Origin of the sequence: Streptomyces sp. IBSNAI002 (assembly GCF_052244475.1) — a bacterium.
In the GTDB taxonomy this organism is placed as follows: Bacteria; Actinomycetota; Actinomycetes; order Streptomycetales; family Streptomycetaceae; genus Streptomyces.
On record NZ_JBQPXG010000002.1, the window covers coordinates 525,042 to 540,332 of the forward strand.

11 protein-coding genes and 1 pseudogene are annotated in these 15,291 nt (G+C 73.6%); 8 read left to right on the plus strand and 4 right to left on the minus strand.

Features of this window, described 5'->3' with window-relative positions; genetic code table 11:
* Window positions 1-123 precede the first annotated feature (123 nt).
* The gene (locus ACTVZO_RS02790; protein WP_443296793.1) at window positions 124-1,458 is read right to left on the minus strand and encodes a sensor histidine kinase; all 1,335 of its coding nucleotides are present in this window, start codon (window positions 1,456-1,458) and stop codon (window positions 124-126) included.
* Window positions 1,455-2,210 carry a two-component system response regulator CseB gene (gene cseB, locus ACTVZO_RS02795; protein WP_443296794.1) on the minus strand — a complete coding sequence of 252 codons (756 nt, stop codon included), beginning with the start codon at window positions 2,208-2,210 and terminating at the stop codon, window positions 1,455-1,457. The genes ACTVZO_RS02790 and cseB overlap by 4 nt, the downstream gene beginning before the upstream one ends.
* A gap of 196 nt (window positions 2,211-2,406) precedes the next feature.
* Between cseB and ACTVZO_RS02800 the strand changes: the two genes are divergently transcribed.
* The gene (locus tag ACTVZO_RS02800) at window positions 2,407-2,904 is read left to right on the plus strand and encodes a DUF5990 family protein (protein ID WP_443296795.1); all 498 of its coding nucleotides are present in this window, start codon (window positions 2,407-2,409) and stop codon (window positions 2,902-2,904) included.
* 249 nt (window positions 2,905-3,153) lie between these two features.
* On the opposite strand, the pseudogene ACTVZO_RS02805 reads toward ACTVZO_RS02800, so the two are convergent.
* Window positions 3,154-4,612: pseudogene (locus ACTVZO_RS02805) on the minus strand (amidase).
* A 167-nt stretch (window positions 4,613-4,779) separates the two neighbouring features.
* Between ACTVZO_RS02805 and ACTVZO_RS02810 the strand changes: the two are divergent.
* On the plus strand, window positions 4,780-5,394 hold the full coding sequence (locus tag ACTVZO_RS02810) for a TetR/AcrR family transcriptional regulator (RefSeq protein ID WP_443296796.1): 615 nt from the start codon (window positions 4,780-4,782) through the stop codon (window positions 5,392-5,394).
* Between the two features lie 42 nt (window positions 5,395-5,436).
* Window positions 5,437-5,943, plus strand: a complete 507-nt coding sequence (locus ACTVZO_RS02815) for a DinB family protein (protein ID WP_443296797.1) — start codon at window positions 5,437-5,439, stop codon at window positions 5,941-5,943.
* A 29-nt stretch (window positions 5,944-5,972) separates the two neighbouring features.
* On the opposite strand, the gene ACTVZO_RS02820 is transcribed toward ACTVZO_RS02815, so the two are convergent.
* Window positions 5,973-7,079 (minus strand): sugar ABC transporter substrate-binding protein, encoded by a 1,107-nt coding sequence (locus ACTVZO_RS02820; protein WP_443296798.1) that lies wholly within the window; start codon window positions 7,077-7,079, stop codon window positions 5,973-5,975.
* A 311-nt stretch (window positions 7,080-7,390) separates the two neighbouring features.
* Between ACTVZO_RS02820 and ACTVZO_RS02825 the strand changes: the two genes are divergently transcribed.
* The 5 genes from ACTVZO_RS02825 (at window position 7,391) to ACTVZO_RS02845 (ending at window position 15,290) form a co-directional block, all read left to right on the plus strand.
* Entirely contained in the window at window positions 7,391-8,707 is a 1,317-nt protein-coding gene (locus ACTVZO_RS02825) for a ClC family H(+)/Cl(-) exchange transporter (RefSeq protein ID WP_443296799.1), read from the plus strand.
* A gap of 247 nt (window positions 8,708-8,954) precedes the next feature.
* A complete protein-coding gene (locus tag ACTVZO_RS02830) occupies window positions 8,955-10,439 on the plus strand; it encodes an aldehyde dehydrogenase family protein (RefSeq protein ID WP_443296800.1) in 1,485 nt (494 codons plus the stop codon).
* A 15-nt stretch (window positions 10,440-10,454) separates the two neighbouring features.
* The gene (locus tag ACTVZO_RS02835) at window positions 10,455-12,014 is read left to right on the plus strand and encodes a GMC family oxidoreductase (protein ID WP_443296801.1); all 1,560 of its coding nucleotides are present in this window, start codon (window positions 10,455-10,457) and stop codon (window positions 12,012-12,014) included.
* Window positions 12,011-13,153: a quaternary amine ABC transporter ATP-binding protein gene (locus tag ACTVZO_RS02840; RefSeq protein WP_443296802.1), complete on the plus strand. Its 1,143-nt coding sequence runs from the start codon at window positions 12,011-12,013 to the stop codon at window positions 13,151-13,153. The genes ACTVZO_RS02835 and ACTVZO_RS02840 overlap by 4 nt, the downstream gene beginning before the upstream one ends.
* A gap of 58 nt (window positions 13,154-13,211) precedes the next feature.
* The gene (locus tag ACTVZO_RS02845) at window positions 13,212-15,290 is read left to right on the plus strand and encodes an ABC transporter permease subunit (protein ID WP_443296803.1); all 2,079 of its coding nucleotides are present in this window, start codon (window positions 13,212-13,214) and stop codon (window positions 15,288-15,290) included.
* Window position 15,291: the final 1 nt, after the last annotated feature.

A 15,291-nucleotide genomic window follows, 5' to 3' on the forward strand; every position in this document is an offset into this window, starting at 1 on the left:
GGGTGCACTCCGAAGGGTGTCCGGGGAACGTATCGGGGCCCTGGGCCACGGTGTATCGGTATCCGCGCCGGTTCGCAGCAGTTGCGTAGGGGGCGTACGTACGGGGGCTGCCGGGCGGCTTGGTCAGCCCGGCAGGCGCAGGGTGGCGACGGCGCCGCCGTCCGGTGCGTTGTCCAGGCGCAGTTCGGCGCCGAGGACCCGGGCCTGGCCCTGGGCGATGGTCAGGCCGAGGCCGTGGCCCGAGCCGCGCTCCTTCGCGCCCGTGTGGAAGCGGCGGGGGCCGTCGATCAGCAGGTCCGCGGGGAATCCGGGGCCGTGGTCGCGGACGACGACCGTACGGCCCTCGACGGTGACCCGCACCGGGGAGGCGCCGTGGCGGTGGGCGTTGACGACGAGGTTGCCGACGATCCGTTCGAGGCGGCGCGGATCGGTCTCCACGGTCACCGCGGGCTCCGCGGCGTCCGCGTTGTCTGTGCAACCGGCGTGCTCGGCGCTCTCTGCGATGCCGGGCGGGTCCGTGCCCCGTGGGCCGGCGACGATGACCTCGGTGTCGAGGCCGGTGCGCGCCACCGCCTCGGCGACGACCGCGGCGAGCGGGACATGGGTGCGGACCGGCTCTTCGGCCCCGGCGTCGAGCCGGGAGATCTCCAGCAGGTCCTCGACCAGGCCGCGCAGGTCGCGCACCCGGGCCCGCAGCAGGTCCTCCGTCTCACCGGACGGCAGCAGGTCCACGGCGGCCAGCAGGCCGCCGACGGGGGTGCGCAGCTCGTGGGCCACGTCCGCGGTGAACCGGCGTTCGGTGCGCAGCCGACGGCTGAGGCTGTCGGCCATGAGGTCCACGGTGGCGGCGATGTCCGCGACCTCGTCGCGCCCCCTGGTGGGCCCGGTACGGGCGTCCAGGTCCCCGGCGGAGATCCGGGTCGCGGTCTCGGACACCCGCCGCAGGCGACGCCCGAGCAGCCCGGCTCCGTAGAACGCCAGGGGCGTGATCGTCGCCAGGGCGATGAGCGAGGCCACCGCCATGGTCTTGTCGAGCCGGTACAGGTCGCGGAAGTCCGCGTGGATGGTGACCCGGACGGCCAGTACGGGGCTGCCCGGGCCGCCGACCCGCTGGGCGCCCCAGACGGTCGGGTCCATGCTCCCGGGGAGGCTTCCGCCGTAGGAGACGTGCCGCTCGCCGTCGGTCGGGTTGCGCAGGGCGAAGGGGAGCTCGGCCGGATCGAGCCGGGCGTCGCTCGGGAGGGTCCCGGTGCGCCGGTAGACGTCCATGGCCGAGGTCACGCCGTCGAAGGCCTGCCGTTCGGCCCGGTAGCGGATCTCGTGCGCGGTCCACACGTGCACCAGCAGGCCCACCACCACCGCGACCAGGCAGGCCGTGGCCGCGGCCAGGGTGGCGATCTTCCAGCGCAGGGGCACGCGGGCCCGCCGCGGCCGGAGCGGGGAGCGCACCGGTCTCAACGCCTGAGCTTGTAGCCGAAGCCGCGGACCGTCTCGATCCGGTCCCGGCCGAGTTTGCCGCGCAGCCGCTGCACGCACAGGTCCACGACCCTGCTGTCGCCGTCCCAGCCGTAGTCCCACACGTCGCGCAGGAGGGTGTGCCGTTCCAGCACGATGCCGGGGCGGGCGGCGAACTGCAGCAGGAGCTTCAGTTCGGTCGGGGTCAGCGCCACCGGGCTTCCGGAGACGAAGACCTCCAGGCCTCCGGTGTCGATGGTCAGGTCCCCGAAGACCAGCACCTCGGCCTCCGAGCCTGCCGGCTGCTCGTGCCCGGGGGCGGGCGCGGGCGTCGGAGCCTGCGCCGGCGCCGGCGCGTAGGTGGCCCGGCGCAGCAGCGAGCGGATGCGGGCCACGAGTACGTAGGTGTCCACGGGCTTGACCACGTAGTCGTCGGCCCCGGCCTCCAGACCGGCGACGACGTCGAGGCCGTCCCCGCGGGCCGACATCATCAGGACGGGCACCAGGCTGGTCTCCCGGATTCTGCGGCACAGGCCGATCCCGTCGAGGCCGGGCAGCATCACGTCCAGGACCAGCAGGTCGAAGTCCTCTTCGCGGAAGAGCTCGAGGCCCTCCAGTCCGTCGGCCGCGCTCTTCATCCGGTAGCCGTAGCGCTCCAGGGCGACGGTGAAGGACCGGCGCATGAGGTCGTCGTCCTCGACCAGCAGGACGCGGACGGGTCCCGGAGGGGCCGGAGGCGGGGCGGACGGGGACACGGGCGGATGACTCCTGTTCGGTGCGGTCGTGCGACGTGGGCGGTTGCGCGCGTTCTCCCGGTGCGGCGGCCACCTGAAATGAACGATATGCCAGACAGCGGGCGCGGCGACCGCCTCGCGCCCGTCGCACGGATCCGATGGACAACCCAGCGCTCGCCGATACCCGCCCGATACAAACCCGCGGAGCGAGGGGAGGATGCCCCCCGTGCAGATCCGCATCGACGCCGTCGAACTGCCCGGCCTCACCTGCCCTCCAGGGGGTCCCGCCGACGGCGGGGAGCCGGACCACCGCAACGTCCACGTCGCCGTCCAGCGGCGCGACCGCCCGGCCGAGCTCCTCGACCCGCAGCCCGGTGACGCGGCGCGCGCCACCTGGACCCTGGAGTGCACGGCTGCCGCCCCGACCGGGGCAGCGACCGGGACAGGGACCGACGTGAAGGGGCCCTACGTACAGGGACGGCCCGGCGGCAGGTTCGTCTACCTGTCGTGGGGAGCGGTCGACGGCTCGGGCGCCTTCACCATGTTCCGGCGGGCCAAGCTGATGCTCGACGCCGTTCCGGACCAGGTGCTCGGGGCGGCCGTGGGCAGGGGGCTGCTGGTCGGGCGTCTGGGGCTGACGGACGCGTGCGGCAAGCCGCTGTGCGGCCGGGTCGTGCCGCCCCGGATCGTCTGGACCGCGGAATCCGCCGGCTGATCACCCGGATCCGGCCAGCAGGGCGAGGAACCGCTCCGGGGCGGCATCGCCGAAGACCGGCTGGTCCTCGTACAGCGGGACGAAGGAGACCTCGGTGTGCACGGCCACCGCCTCGGCCAGCTTCCGGCGGCCGCCCTCCGGGTGTCGAGCGGAGCGGCCCCCTCACGGCAGCTTTCCGCAACGGGACCGAACCACCGCTCAGGCGCTCCGACGCCCCTCAACCGTGGTGCGGTGTGGGCCGCGCCGGGGTCATCCGCGGGGGGTGACCGGGGTCAGGACTCCGAGGCGGTCTTCGACCGCCTGGGCCGCGTCCAGGCACAGGTCCTCGCGGAAGGCGCGGCCGACGATCTGCACTCCGCAGGGAAGGCCGTCGGCCAGTCCGGTCGGTACGGCCACCGCCGGGACGCCCACGAAGCTGGTCACCGTGCACAGCCGCATGCCCGAGGCCACCCGGTCGCGGCCCGCCCGGTCGCGCGACTCCAGTCCCGGCTCCACCGGCGGCTCGGTGAACGACGGGCCGAGCAGCAGCGGGTACTCGTCGAGGAATCCGGCCCACGAGCGGCGGATGTTCATCCAGGTGCCCATCAGCTTCACGAGGCCGGCCGCGTCGGCCGGCGGGGTCCGCTCCATGGCCATGGCGATGTAGCGGTCGCCGCCCTGGCCGAGCAGGGTGCGCACCGCTGGCCAGGTGGGGGCGAACTCGGTGACGGTGATCCGGCCGTACGCCTCCAGGGCTTCGTCCAGCCTCGGTACGTCCTGCACCTCGCACACCTCGTAGCCGGCGTCGCGCAGGGCGGCGGCCGCGTCCTCGACGGCGCGCCGGACGGTGGGGTGGACGCCGTGCCCGCCGGGGTCCGTCACCACCGCGACCTTCACGGGCCCGGGGAGCGGCTCGGTGTACGCGGGTACCGGCACGGCCCTGGGGTCGCGGGGGTCGGCGCCGGCCAGTACCTCGTACGCCAGCCTCAGGTCGCCGACGGTCCGGGCCAGCGGGCCGTCGGTCACCAGCATCTGGGACGCGGGGCCGGGGTCCTCCGGGCCGAGGACGCGGTGGTCGGCCGGGAAGCGCCCGGTCGTCGGTTTCAGTCCCGCCACACCGTTGAACTGGGCCGGGACGCGGATCGATCCGCCGGAGTCGTTGCCGAGCCCGAGCGCGGCCATGCCGGTGGCGACGGCCACCGCGTCGCCGCCGCTGCTGCCGCCCGGAGTGCGGGTGCCGTCCCAGGGGTTGACGGTGTCGCCGAACAGTTCGCTGCGCGTGTGCATGCCCGCCAGTACGAGCGTGGGGATGTTGGCGTGGCCGATGGGGATGGCTCCGGCCGCGCGCAGGCGGGACACCGGCGGCGCGTCGGCGGATGCCACCAGTGAGCGGAAGCGTTCGACGCCGAACGTGGTCGGCACGCCCTCGACCGGGGTGGTCTCCTTCACCGTGAACGGCACGCCCGCCAGCGGCCCGAGCCTCTCGCCGGCCGCCCCCCGCCGGTCGGTGCGTACGGCGGCCTCGCGCGCGCTCCGCCATGAGCTGCGTGACCGCGTTCACCCGGGGGTTGACCTCGGCGATGCGGTCCAGGTGGCTGTCGACCAGTTCGACGGCCGAGATCTCCGCGCGGCGCACCGCCTCGGCCTGGGCGACGGCCGACAGGCGCCAGAGGGCGTGCCGGTCACCGGTGCCGCCTGCCGGCTCCGCCCCCTGCCCGGTCTGCGCCATGCGCTCCGGCTGGTCCATCCGGTCCGTGTGCTCCGTCTGCTCCATCTGCGGGCCCCCACGTCGTTCCGATGCACTTGCATCGGAACTGTAACCTGGGAATCGATACGAGCGCATCGCATTAAGGCGTGGCGCGTCGGCGGGAGCGTGCGCACAGGGAGGCACCGGGTATGCCCAGGCAGGTGGATCACGAGGGCCGGCGCCGCCTCGTCGCGGAGGCGGTCTGCCGGCTCGCGGACGAACGGGGGCTGGAGGGCGTGACCCTCCGTGACGTCGCGGCGCGGGCGGACGTGTCCATGGGCGCCGTGCAGCGGTGCTTCCGCACCAAGGAAGAGATGCTCGTGTTCGCCCTGGGACACATCGGCGAGCGCATCGGCGAGCGCGTGCGGGCGCGGCTCGTCGGGAGCCCGGCGCAGTCGGCCGCCACGGCGCTGGGCCACGCGGCCACCGAGATCTCGCTGCTGCGCGACGAACACCGGGCCGAGGCCCGGGTCTGGCTCGCGTTCGTCGCGCAGGCCGCGGTCAGCGAGGTTCTCGCCAAGACGCTGAAGGAGAACTACGCGGCCCTGGAGGACGCGTTCACCGGTCTCGTGGCCGAGGCCGGTGCGGACGCCGAGGGGGACGTACCCCTCGACCCGCGCCTGGAGGCCCGTACGCTACTGGCCCTCGCGGACGGGCTCACGGCCCACGTCCTGGTCGGCCACCTCACCCCGCAGGCGGCCGGGGAGGTGCTCCACGCCCACCTGGCCCACCTGTGGGAGCGGACGGCTGGGCGGCGCCGATAAATGCCTCGACACCGGTCGCGGTGATCGGCGACGCTTCGCGCGATGACCAGAACCGACGACACACCGCCCGCGTGGGACGAGCGCACCCAGCTCACCACCTTCCTCGACTACGCGCGGGACACCGCCCGCGCCAAGTGCGACGGCGTCTCCGCGGAGAACGCCAACAAGGCCCTCCTGCCGGGCTCGCCGCTGATGACCATGAGCGGATTGATCAACCACCTCCGCTGGGTCGAGTACTACTGGTTCCAGGTGGTCTTCCTCGGCGAGGAGGACCGGGGCCCCTGGACCGAGGAGGACCCCGACCGCGAAATGCGGATCGCCGTCGACTTCCCGCTCCCGCGGCTGCTCGACGAATACGCCGAACAGAGCGCCCGCTACCGCGAACTCGCCGCCGGGAACGGCCTGGAGGTCCAGGCCAAGCGAGCCGTCCGCAACGGCCTCCACGTCGACCTGCGCTGGATCCTCCTCCACCTCACCGAGGAAACGGCCCGCCACAACGGCCACCTGGACATACTGCGCGAGATGCTCGACGGCACGACCGGCGACTAGGGCCTGGCCCCGGCCAGGCCGCGGCCCGGCTACTTCAGGCCGAGTTCGTCGCAGGCGGGCCTGAGCTTGTCCGTGCAGATCTCGGCGATCGTGTAGACGCCGTCGTCGACCACGGTGGCCTTGACGTTGGCCTTGGTCAGGGCGATGCCCGGGACGAGGACCGAGGGCACGCGCTTGGTGGTCGGGCTGTCGACGAGCTGGTTGATGATCCCGTCGATCCTCTCGCCCTTGGCGAGGGCGACGGCCATCTCCGCGGCGGCCGCGGCCTCGGGGGCGTACCGCTTGTAGACCGTCATGTGCTGCTCGCCCGCGACGATGCGCTGGACTCCGGCGAGTTCGGCGTCCTGGCCGGTGACCGGGGGCAGGGTGGACACGCCGGCCGCCTTGAGGGCGGTGATGATGCCGCCCGCCATGCCGTCGTTGGCCGAGTACACGCCGGCGATCTTGCCCTTGCCGAGCGCCGAGAGGGCGGCCGCCATGTTGGCGTTGGCGTTCTCCGGCTTCCAGTCGACCGTGTCGTACTCCTTGCCGATGTTCACCTTGCCGTCGAGGACGGAGTGCGCGCCGGACTTGAAGAGCTTGGCGTTCGGGTCGGTGACCGAGCCGTTCATCACGACGATCTGGCCGTCCTTGGCCTTGTCGCCCAGCGCCGCCAGCAGCGCCTGGCCCTGGACCTTGCCGACGTCCTCGTTGTCGAAGGAGGTGTAGGCGTCGATCGGGCCCTCGGCGAGGCGGTCGTAGGCCACGACCGGGATGCCAGCCCCCTTGGCCTTCGTGACCGCGCCGGCTATCGCCTTGGAGTCCACCGCGTCGATGACGAGGACGTCCACGTTCTCGGCGATCATCGCGTCGACCTGGGAGCTCTGGGTGGCCGCGTCCTGCTTGGCGTTCGCGTAGACGACCTGGCCCTTGCCGCGCGTGAGCCGGGCGACCTCCTTCTCGATGAGCGGCTTGTCGAACTTCTCGTAGCGCGCGGTCTGGTTCTCCGGGAGCAGCAGGCCGACCTTGATCGCGTCACCTCTGGCAGCGCCCCCGGAGTCGGCGTCGGCGTCCTCCGTGCCGCCGCAGGCGGCGAGCGAGAGGGTGACCGCCGAAACGGCGACCGCAGCCACGGCACGACCCAGATATGCGTTCACGAGATGAACCTCCCTGACGAGGCCGTACCCGTGCGGCCGAAGTAGACGCAGTCAACTGGGCAGCACCACCCTCGTCAAGAAGTGAAGTATTAACGAGATGGCAACGTTGCCATCGCTCTCTGCCGCGCAGCATCTCGCCACTCCGTTCGACTTGTGAAGTGAGCAGATCCCGGGCGGCGGGCCCGCGGAGAACCTCGCCGTTGGCCCAGTCGGGGAAGGTTTCGGCGCGGCCACCGCGATGTCCCGGGCGGCGTGTCGACGGCGGGCCAGTCTCGGACGGACGCAACCCGAGGCCCGGCGGAGGTCTGTGCATGCCCCGAGCTCCCCGTGCTCCCCGTGCTCCCCGAGCGACCCGGGCGCCCCGTCGCCGCCCGTCCGCGTACCTCGTCGCGGCGCTCGCGGGCTGCCTCGTCGGGCTGCTCGGCGGGAGCTTCCGCTGGTGCCTCGAACGGGCCGAGGAGCTGTACGGCTCGCTATTGGCCGCTTCGGAGCGGCTGGGCGGCCCCGCCCTGCTGCTGCCGGTGGCGGTCACGGCGGCGGGCGCCGCGGTCGCCTGCGCGATCGCCCTGAAGGTGCCCTCGGCCGCCGGGAGCGGCATCCAGGACGTCGAGGCCGTGTGGCTGAAGGAACGGACGCCGCAATCGCTGTGGCTGGTGCCGGCCAGGTTCGTGGGCGGTGTCATCGCCATGGGCTCGGGCCTGCTGCTCGGGCGGGAGGGCCCGACCGTGCACATGGGTGCGGTGATCGGGGCGGAGGCGGGGCGCCGTACCCGGATGAGCGCGCCGGACGTCACGCTGCTGCACACCTCGCTGGCGGGGGCCGGACTCGCCGTGGCCTTCACCGCACCGCTCGGCGGCATCCTGTTCGTCTGCGAGGAAGTGACCAAGGTGGTCAGGCCGCGCCTGGTGCTCCTCACGCTGATCGGCACGGCCACGGCCGTCGGGTGCTCCCGGCTCATCGTCGGAAGCCGGCCCGTCTTCCCGGTCCCGGACGTGGCCGACCCCTCCGTCGCGCTCCTGCCCGCCTTCCTGCTGTTCGGCGCGGCGACCGGCGCCCTGGGCGCGGGCTACAACCGTCTCCTCGTCGGCATGCTGGCCTTCTGTGACGGAGTGAGACGGGTCGGACCGGTCGTGCGCGCGGCCGCGATCGGGGCCGTCGTCGGCCTGCTGCTGTGCATCGACCCGCTGCTGGGCGGCGGCGGGGAGCGGGTGAACGAGCGGCTGCTGGGCGGCGACATCCCGGCGGTCGCCGTACTCGCGGGGTACCTCGTGGTCCGGTTCCTCGCCGGTCCTCTCAGCTACGCGACCGGCGCCCCGGGCGGGCTCTTCGCCCCCCTGCTGGCACTGGGGGCACTGTGGGGGGCCTTCGCGCACGGGCTGGCGCTGCCGCTCCTCCCGGACGGGGACTCCGCCGCCGTGGCCTTCGCGGTCACCGGGATGGCGGCGCTGTTCTCCGCAGTGGTCCGGGCGCCGATCACCGGGATCGTGCTCACCGTCGAGATCACGGGGTCCACCGCGCTGCTCGTTCCGCTCCTCCTCGCCTGCTTCGCCGCGACGCTCACCGCCGACCGGATGAAGAGCACGCCGGTCTACGACAGCCTGCGGGAGCGCATGACGGGGCTCCCCTAGGGCCTGTCGTCAAACTCCCGTCGTCGCCCGCGGGGCAGACGGGAGTTTGACGACAGGCCCTAGCCCGGTTCCACGGCGCGCCGCGGCCTGCGGCACCGGCATCCACGCAGGGGACGCACGTGACTCCAGTCACTTCCGGTGACGGATAGGACATGACTTCCGGGGCAGGGGGCATGCGCGGAAATTGCCAGGTCACCGCCGGTCCGCCGGGGTGACGACCCGCAGGTACCCGGAGGTACGGAGCGTCGTGTCGGAGCAGAAGACCATCTACACAGCCGGGACATGGCGTTCCGCGGCCTCTGGAGCGGCCAGGGAGATCCTGGACCCGGCGGACGCCTCCGTCCTGGCCGTGGTCGCGGAGGGCGGTACCGCCGACGTGGACGCGGCCGTGCGCGCCGCACGGGCCGCCTTCGACGGTGGGCCGTGGCCGGGCACCCCGGTCGCCGCGCGTGCGGCGCTGCTGCGCCGCACGGCCGACCTGCTGGAGCGGGACCGCGAGCGCATCGGCCTGCTGGAGAGCCGGGACGCGGGCAAGACGCTGGAAGAGGGACGCGTGGACGTGGACTGCGTCGTCGACGCCTTCCGCTACTTCGCCGACCTCGTCATCGGTGAGGGCGCGGGCCGCGTCGTGGACGCCGGCTCCCCCGACGTCCACAGTGTCGTCGTCCACGAGCCGGTCGGCGTGTGCGCTCTGATCACCCCGTGGAACTACCCCCTGCTCCAGGCGAGCTGGAAGATCGCACCGGCGCTGGCGGCGGGCAACACCTTCGTGCTCAAGCCGAGTGAGATCACTCCGCTGAGCACGGTCGCCCTCGTCGAGCTGCTGGCGGAGGCGGGCCTGCCCGCCGGAGTCGCCAACCTGGTGACCGGAGCCGGTGATCCGGTCGGCGCGCGGCTCGCCGCCCATCCCGACGTGGACCTGGTGTCCTTCACCGGCGGCCTCACCAGCGGTACGAAGGTCATGCGCGCGGCCGCCGACACGGTCAAGAAGGTCGCCCTCGAACTCGGCGGCAAGAACCCCAACGTCGTCTTCGCCGACGCCTGCGCCACCGAGGAGGGCTTCGACACCGCCGTCGACCAGGCCCTCAACGCCGCTTTCATGCACAGCGGCCAGGTGTGCTCGGCCGGCTCGCGCCTGATCCTCGAGGAGTCGCTGCGCGAGCGCTTCGTGGCCGAACTCGCCCGCCGCGCCGAGAAGATCCGCATCGGGCGCGGCACCGACCCGGGTGTCGAGTGCGGCCCGCTGGTGTCCGCCGCCCAGCTGGAGCGGACCGAGTCGTACGTCGCCTCCGCGCTCGCCGAGGGCGCCGTTCTGCGCGCCGGGGGCGAACGGCCCGAAGGACCCGGCTACTTCTACCGCCCGACGGTCCTCGACCGCTGCCACCGCAGCATGCGCGTGGTGCGCGAGGAGGTCTTCGGCCCGGTCCTGACGGTCGAGACCTTCCGTACCGAGAACGAGGCCGTCGCGCTCGCCAACGACACCGAGTACGGGCTCGCCGGCGGCGTCTGGACCGCCGACCAGGGCCGTGCCCGCCGGGTGGCGGGCCGGCTGCGCCACGGCACCGTCTGGATCAACGACTTCCACCCGTACCTGCCGCAGGCCGAATGGGGCGGCTTCGGGAAGTCCGGCATCGGACGCGAGCTCGGCCCGTCGGGCCTGGCCGAGTACCGCGAGACCAAGCACGTGTACCAGAACCTCGCTCCGCGCCCCGTGCGCTGGTTCGCGGGCTGAGGAGGCAGGAGAGACATGACCGAGAACACGACCACCACCCACCGGCACGAACACGCGGACGAGTACGACTACGTCGTCGTCGGCGGCGGGACCGCCGGCTCCGTGATCGCCTCCCGCCTGACCGAGGACCCCGGCGTCACCGTCGCCGTCATCGAGGGCGGGCCCAGCGACGTCGACCGGCCCGACGTGCTCACCCTGCGCCGCTGGATGGGCCTGCTCGGCGGCGAGCTCGACTACGACTACCCCACCACCGAGCAGCCGCGCGGCAACTCGCACATCCGGCACAGCCGGGCCCGCGTCCTGGGCGGCTGCTCCTCGCACAACACCCTGATCGCCTTCAAGCCGCTGCCGTCCGACTGGGACGAGTGGTCGGAAGCGGGCGCCGAGGGATGGCACGGGGCCGCCATGGACCCGTACTTCGACCGGCTCCTCAACAACATCGTGCCGGTCGGCGAGACGGACCGTAACGCGATCGCCCGCGACTTCGTGGACGCCGCGCAGACGGGGCTGGGCGTGCCGCACGTGGACGGCTTCAACCGGAAGCCCTTCCACGAGGGCGCGGGGTTCTTCGACCTCGCCTACCACCCGGAGACCAACAAGCGGTCGTCGGCCTCGGTGGCGTACCTGCACCCGGTGATGGACGAGCGGCCCAACCTGCGGATCCTGCTCGAGACCTGGGCGTACCGCCTGGAGCTGGACGGCACCCGGGTGCGCGGCGTCCACGTCCGGGCCGCGGACGGCACCCGGTCGCTGGTCACCGCCCGCCGCGAGGTGGTGGTGTGCGCGGGCGCCGTGGACACCCCGCGCCTGCTGCTGCACTCCGGCATAGGACCCCGCGCGGACCTGGAGGCGCTCGGCATACCCCCGGTCCACGATCTGCCGGGCGTCGGCGAGAACCTCCTCGACCATCCGGAATCCGTGATCGTCTGGGAGACGGACGGCCCGATCCCGGAGAACTCGGCGATGGACAGCGACGCGGGACTGTTCGTCCGGCGCGACCCCGACTCCCCGGGGCCCGACCTGATGTTCCACTTCTACCAGATCCCGTTCACCGACAATCCGGAGCGGATCGGCTACGAACGCCCCGCGCACGGCGTCTCGTTGACCCCGAACATCCCCAAGCCGCGCAGCCGCGGCCGCCTCTACCTCACCAGCGCGGACCCGGAGGTCAAACCCGCCCTCGATTTCCGGTACTTCACGGACGAGGACGACTACGACGCCCGCACCCTGGTGGACGGCATCAAGCTGGCCCGCGAGATCGCGGCGGCCGAGCCGCTGGCCGGCTGGCTCAAGCGCGAGGTGTGCCCGGGCCCCGAGGTCACCGACGACGAGGCGCTGAGCGTGTACGCCCGCTCCGTGGCGCACACCGTCTACCACCCGGCGGGCACCTGCAAGATGGGCGCCCCCGACGACGAAAGGGCCGTTGTGGGACCGGACTTGAAGGTGCGCGGCCTGGACGGCATCCGGATCGCGGACGCGTCCGTCTTTCCGACGATGCCCGCGGTCAACCCGATGATCGGAGTGCTCATGGTCGGCGAGAAGGCCTCCGAACTGCTCGGCGGTGAGCTCCGGTGACCGCGGCTCGCACCGGCTCCGCCGCGGCGGGGGCCGGTACCGACGCGGCGGGCGCCGGTGGCGCGGCCGGGCCCGGTCCGGACGCCGAGGCGCCCGTGTTCTCCGTACGGGGCCTGTGGAAGGTCTTCGGTCCGCGGCGCAGGGCCGCCCTGGTGCCGGGCTCCGAGGACGCCGCGCTGCCCGCCGCCGAACTGCGCGAACGCACCGGCTGTACGGCCGCGGTCCGCGATGTCGGCTTCGACGTCCGCAAGGGCGAGGTCTTCGTCGTGATGGGCCTGTCCGGTTCGGGCAAGTCCACGCTGGTCCGCTGCATGACCCGGCTGATCGAGCCGACGGCGGGATCGCTCGCGATCGACGGCGAGGACGTCCTCGCCATGGACGCGGCCCGGCTGCGGGAACTGCGCCGCCACCGTGCCTCCATGGTCTTCCAGCACTTCGGCCTGCTGCCGCACCGCACCGTCCTGGACAACGTCGCCTACGGTCTGGAGATCCAGGGCATGGGCCGCACCGACCGGCGCGCCAAGGCCGCCGAGATGGTCGCCAAGGTCGGCCTCGAAGGCCTGGAGGCCCGCCGGCCCGGACAGCTGTCCGGCGGCCAGCAGCAGCGGGTGGGCCTGGCGCGCGCCCTGGCGGCCGACCCGGAAGTGCTGTTGTTCGACGAGCCGTTCAGCGCCCTCGACCCGCTGATCCGCCGGGAGATGCAGGGCGAGGTGGCCCGGCTCCACCACGAGGAGGGCCGCACCATGGTCTTCATCACGCACGACCTGTCCGAGGCGCTGCGCCTCGGCGACCGGATCGCTCTGATGCGCGACGGCCGCATCGTGCAGCTCGGCACCCCGGAGGAGATCGTGGGCTCCCCCGCCGACGACTACGTACGGGACTTCGTCCGCGACGTGCCGCGCGAGCAGGTGCTCACCGTGCGCAGCGCGATGCGTCCCGCGACGGACGGCGAGGCCGGCCAGGGCCCGGCGCTGACCCCCGCGACCACGGTCGTGGAGGCGATCGAGGCCGTCGCCCGCAGCGGCGGTCCGGCGCGCGTCGTCGACGACGGCCGCTGCCTGGGTGTCGTCGACGACGCGGGACTGCTCGCGGTGGTGGCCGGTCTGCCGGCCGCGGCCGGCCGGAGGGTGGCGGCATGACGCGCCCTGCCCACGCCCGAGTCCGCGGAGCCGTTCCCGGCCCGGGGAGGTGGCGCTGATGAGCACGACGACCAGACCTGTGCACAAACCCGGACGCCGGGCCCGGCCGGGATCCCCGGAGCCGCGGTCCGGCGGCGGGCGGCCCGGTCTTGCGGGGTCCGCCGGAGCCGGTACCGCAGCCGGATCCTCGCCGCGCCGGCGCCTCGCGTCCCTGCTGCTCGACCACCGCGCCGGCCGCCGGGTCCTGCCCCTTGCCGTCGCCGCGCTGGTCCTGCTCCCGCTCGCGATCGCGTTCCCGGGCGCCGGGAGCTGGCCCGCCGCGCTCTCCGTCGACCTGTCCGGGCCGCTCGGCCGGGCCGGTGACTGGATCATCGACAACCGCGACGGCCATCCGGTCTTCCTCTACTTCTTCGGGCACGTCAGCAATGCCGTGGTGGTGTCCGTCCGTGCGGTGTACGTGATCCTGCTCGCCGCGGGCTGGACCGGCGTCACGGCCCTGGCCGGCCTCGTCGCCCTGCGGCTGGCGGGCTTGCGGCTCGCCGTGACCTGCGTGGCCGCGTTCGCCGCGTGCGGGCTGCTCGGCATGTGGGTGCCGACGATGCAGACCCTCGCCCTGATGGTCGTGGCCGTCGCGGCGTCCGTCGCCGTCGGCGGCCTCCTCGGCCTCGCCGCCGGGCTGTCCCCGCGGGCCGGCCGCGCGCTGCGCCCCGTACTCGACACCATGCAGGTGCTGCCGGCCTTCGCGTACCTGCTGCCGATGGTGCTGGTCTTCGGGATCGGCGTACCGGCCGCCGTCCTCGCCACCGTCGTGTACGCGGCGCCGCCGATGGCCCGGCTCACGGCACTGGGCCTGCGCGACGCCGATGCCGGGGTGCTGGAGGCCTCGGCCTCGCTGGGTGCGACGGGCCGGCAGCGGCTGCTGAGCGCCCGGCTCCCGCTGGCCCGCCGGCAGATCCTGCTCGGCGTCAACCAGGCCATCATGATGGCGCTGTCGATGGCCGTCATCGCCTCGGTGATCGGCGCGGGCGGCCTCGGCGACCGGGTCTACCAGGCCCTCGCCTCGGTCGACGTCGGTGCGGCCCTCGCCGCCGGCATCCCCATCGTGCTGCTCGCGGTGGTCTTGGACCGCACCGCCGACGCGGCGGGCGCCCGGCTGGGCGCCGCCCCGGTCCCCTCCCACCGGCAGCCGCTGCTGCGGCGGGTGTTCGAGGGCTGGTACGGGCGGCTGCTCACCGTCCTGACGGCCGTCGCCGCCGCCGTCGCGGGCCGGATGGCGGGTACGTCGCTGTGGCCCGGGTCCTGGACCGTGCCGATCGCGGAGCCGGTCAACCGGGCGGTCGGCTGGATGACCGACCACCTCTACTCCGGGGTGCCCGTGGTCGGCGGCACCGCCGACTGGGCGGCCCGTTTCACCGGCTGGGTCCTCGACCCCCTGCGCGCCGGCCTGCAGGCCACCCCCTGGTGGCTGCTCCTGCTCGTGGTGGCCGCGCTCGGGCTGCTGGCCGGCACCTGGCGCACCGCGCTGACCGGCGTGCTCGCCCTGGCCGCCATCGGCGTGCTCGGCGTGTGGGAGCCGTCCCTCGACACCCTGTCGCAGGTGCTGGCCGCCGTCGCGGTCACCCTCGTCCTCGGTTTCGCGATCGGTGTCGGCGCCGCCCGCAGCGGCCGCGCGCAGCGTCTGCTGCGGCCGGTGCTCGACGTGTGCCAGACCATGCCGCAGTTCGTCTACCTCATCCCGGTGGTCGCGCTGTTCGGTGTCGGGCGTGCCCCGGCCGCGGCCGCCGCCGTCGTGTACGCGCTGCCCGCCGTCGTACGCATCACCGCCGACGGGCTGCGCGAGGTGAGCCCGGCGGCCCTGGAGTCGGCCCGTTCGCTCGGCGCCACCGGCTCGCAGCAGCTGCGGCAGGTCCAGCTGCCCCTGGCCCGGCCGGCGTTGCTGCTGGCCCTGAACCAGGCGGTGGTGCTGGTGCTGGCCGTCGTCATCATCGGCGGCCTCGTCGGCGGGGGCGCCCTCGGCTACCAGGTCGTGCTCGGCCTCGCCCAGGGCGACCTGGCGACCGGTCTGGTGGCCGGCGCCGCGATCGTCTGTCTCGGTCTGATGCTCGACCGGATCACCCAGCCCGCGAAGGAGGCCTGAC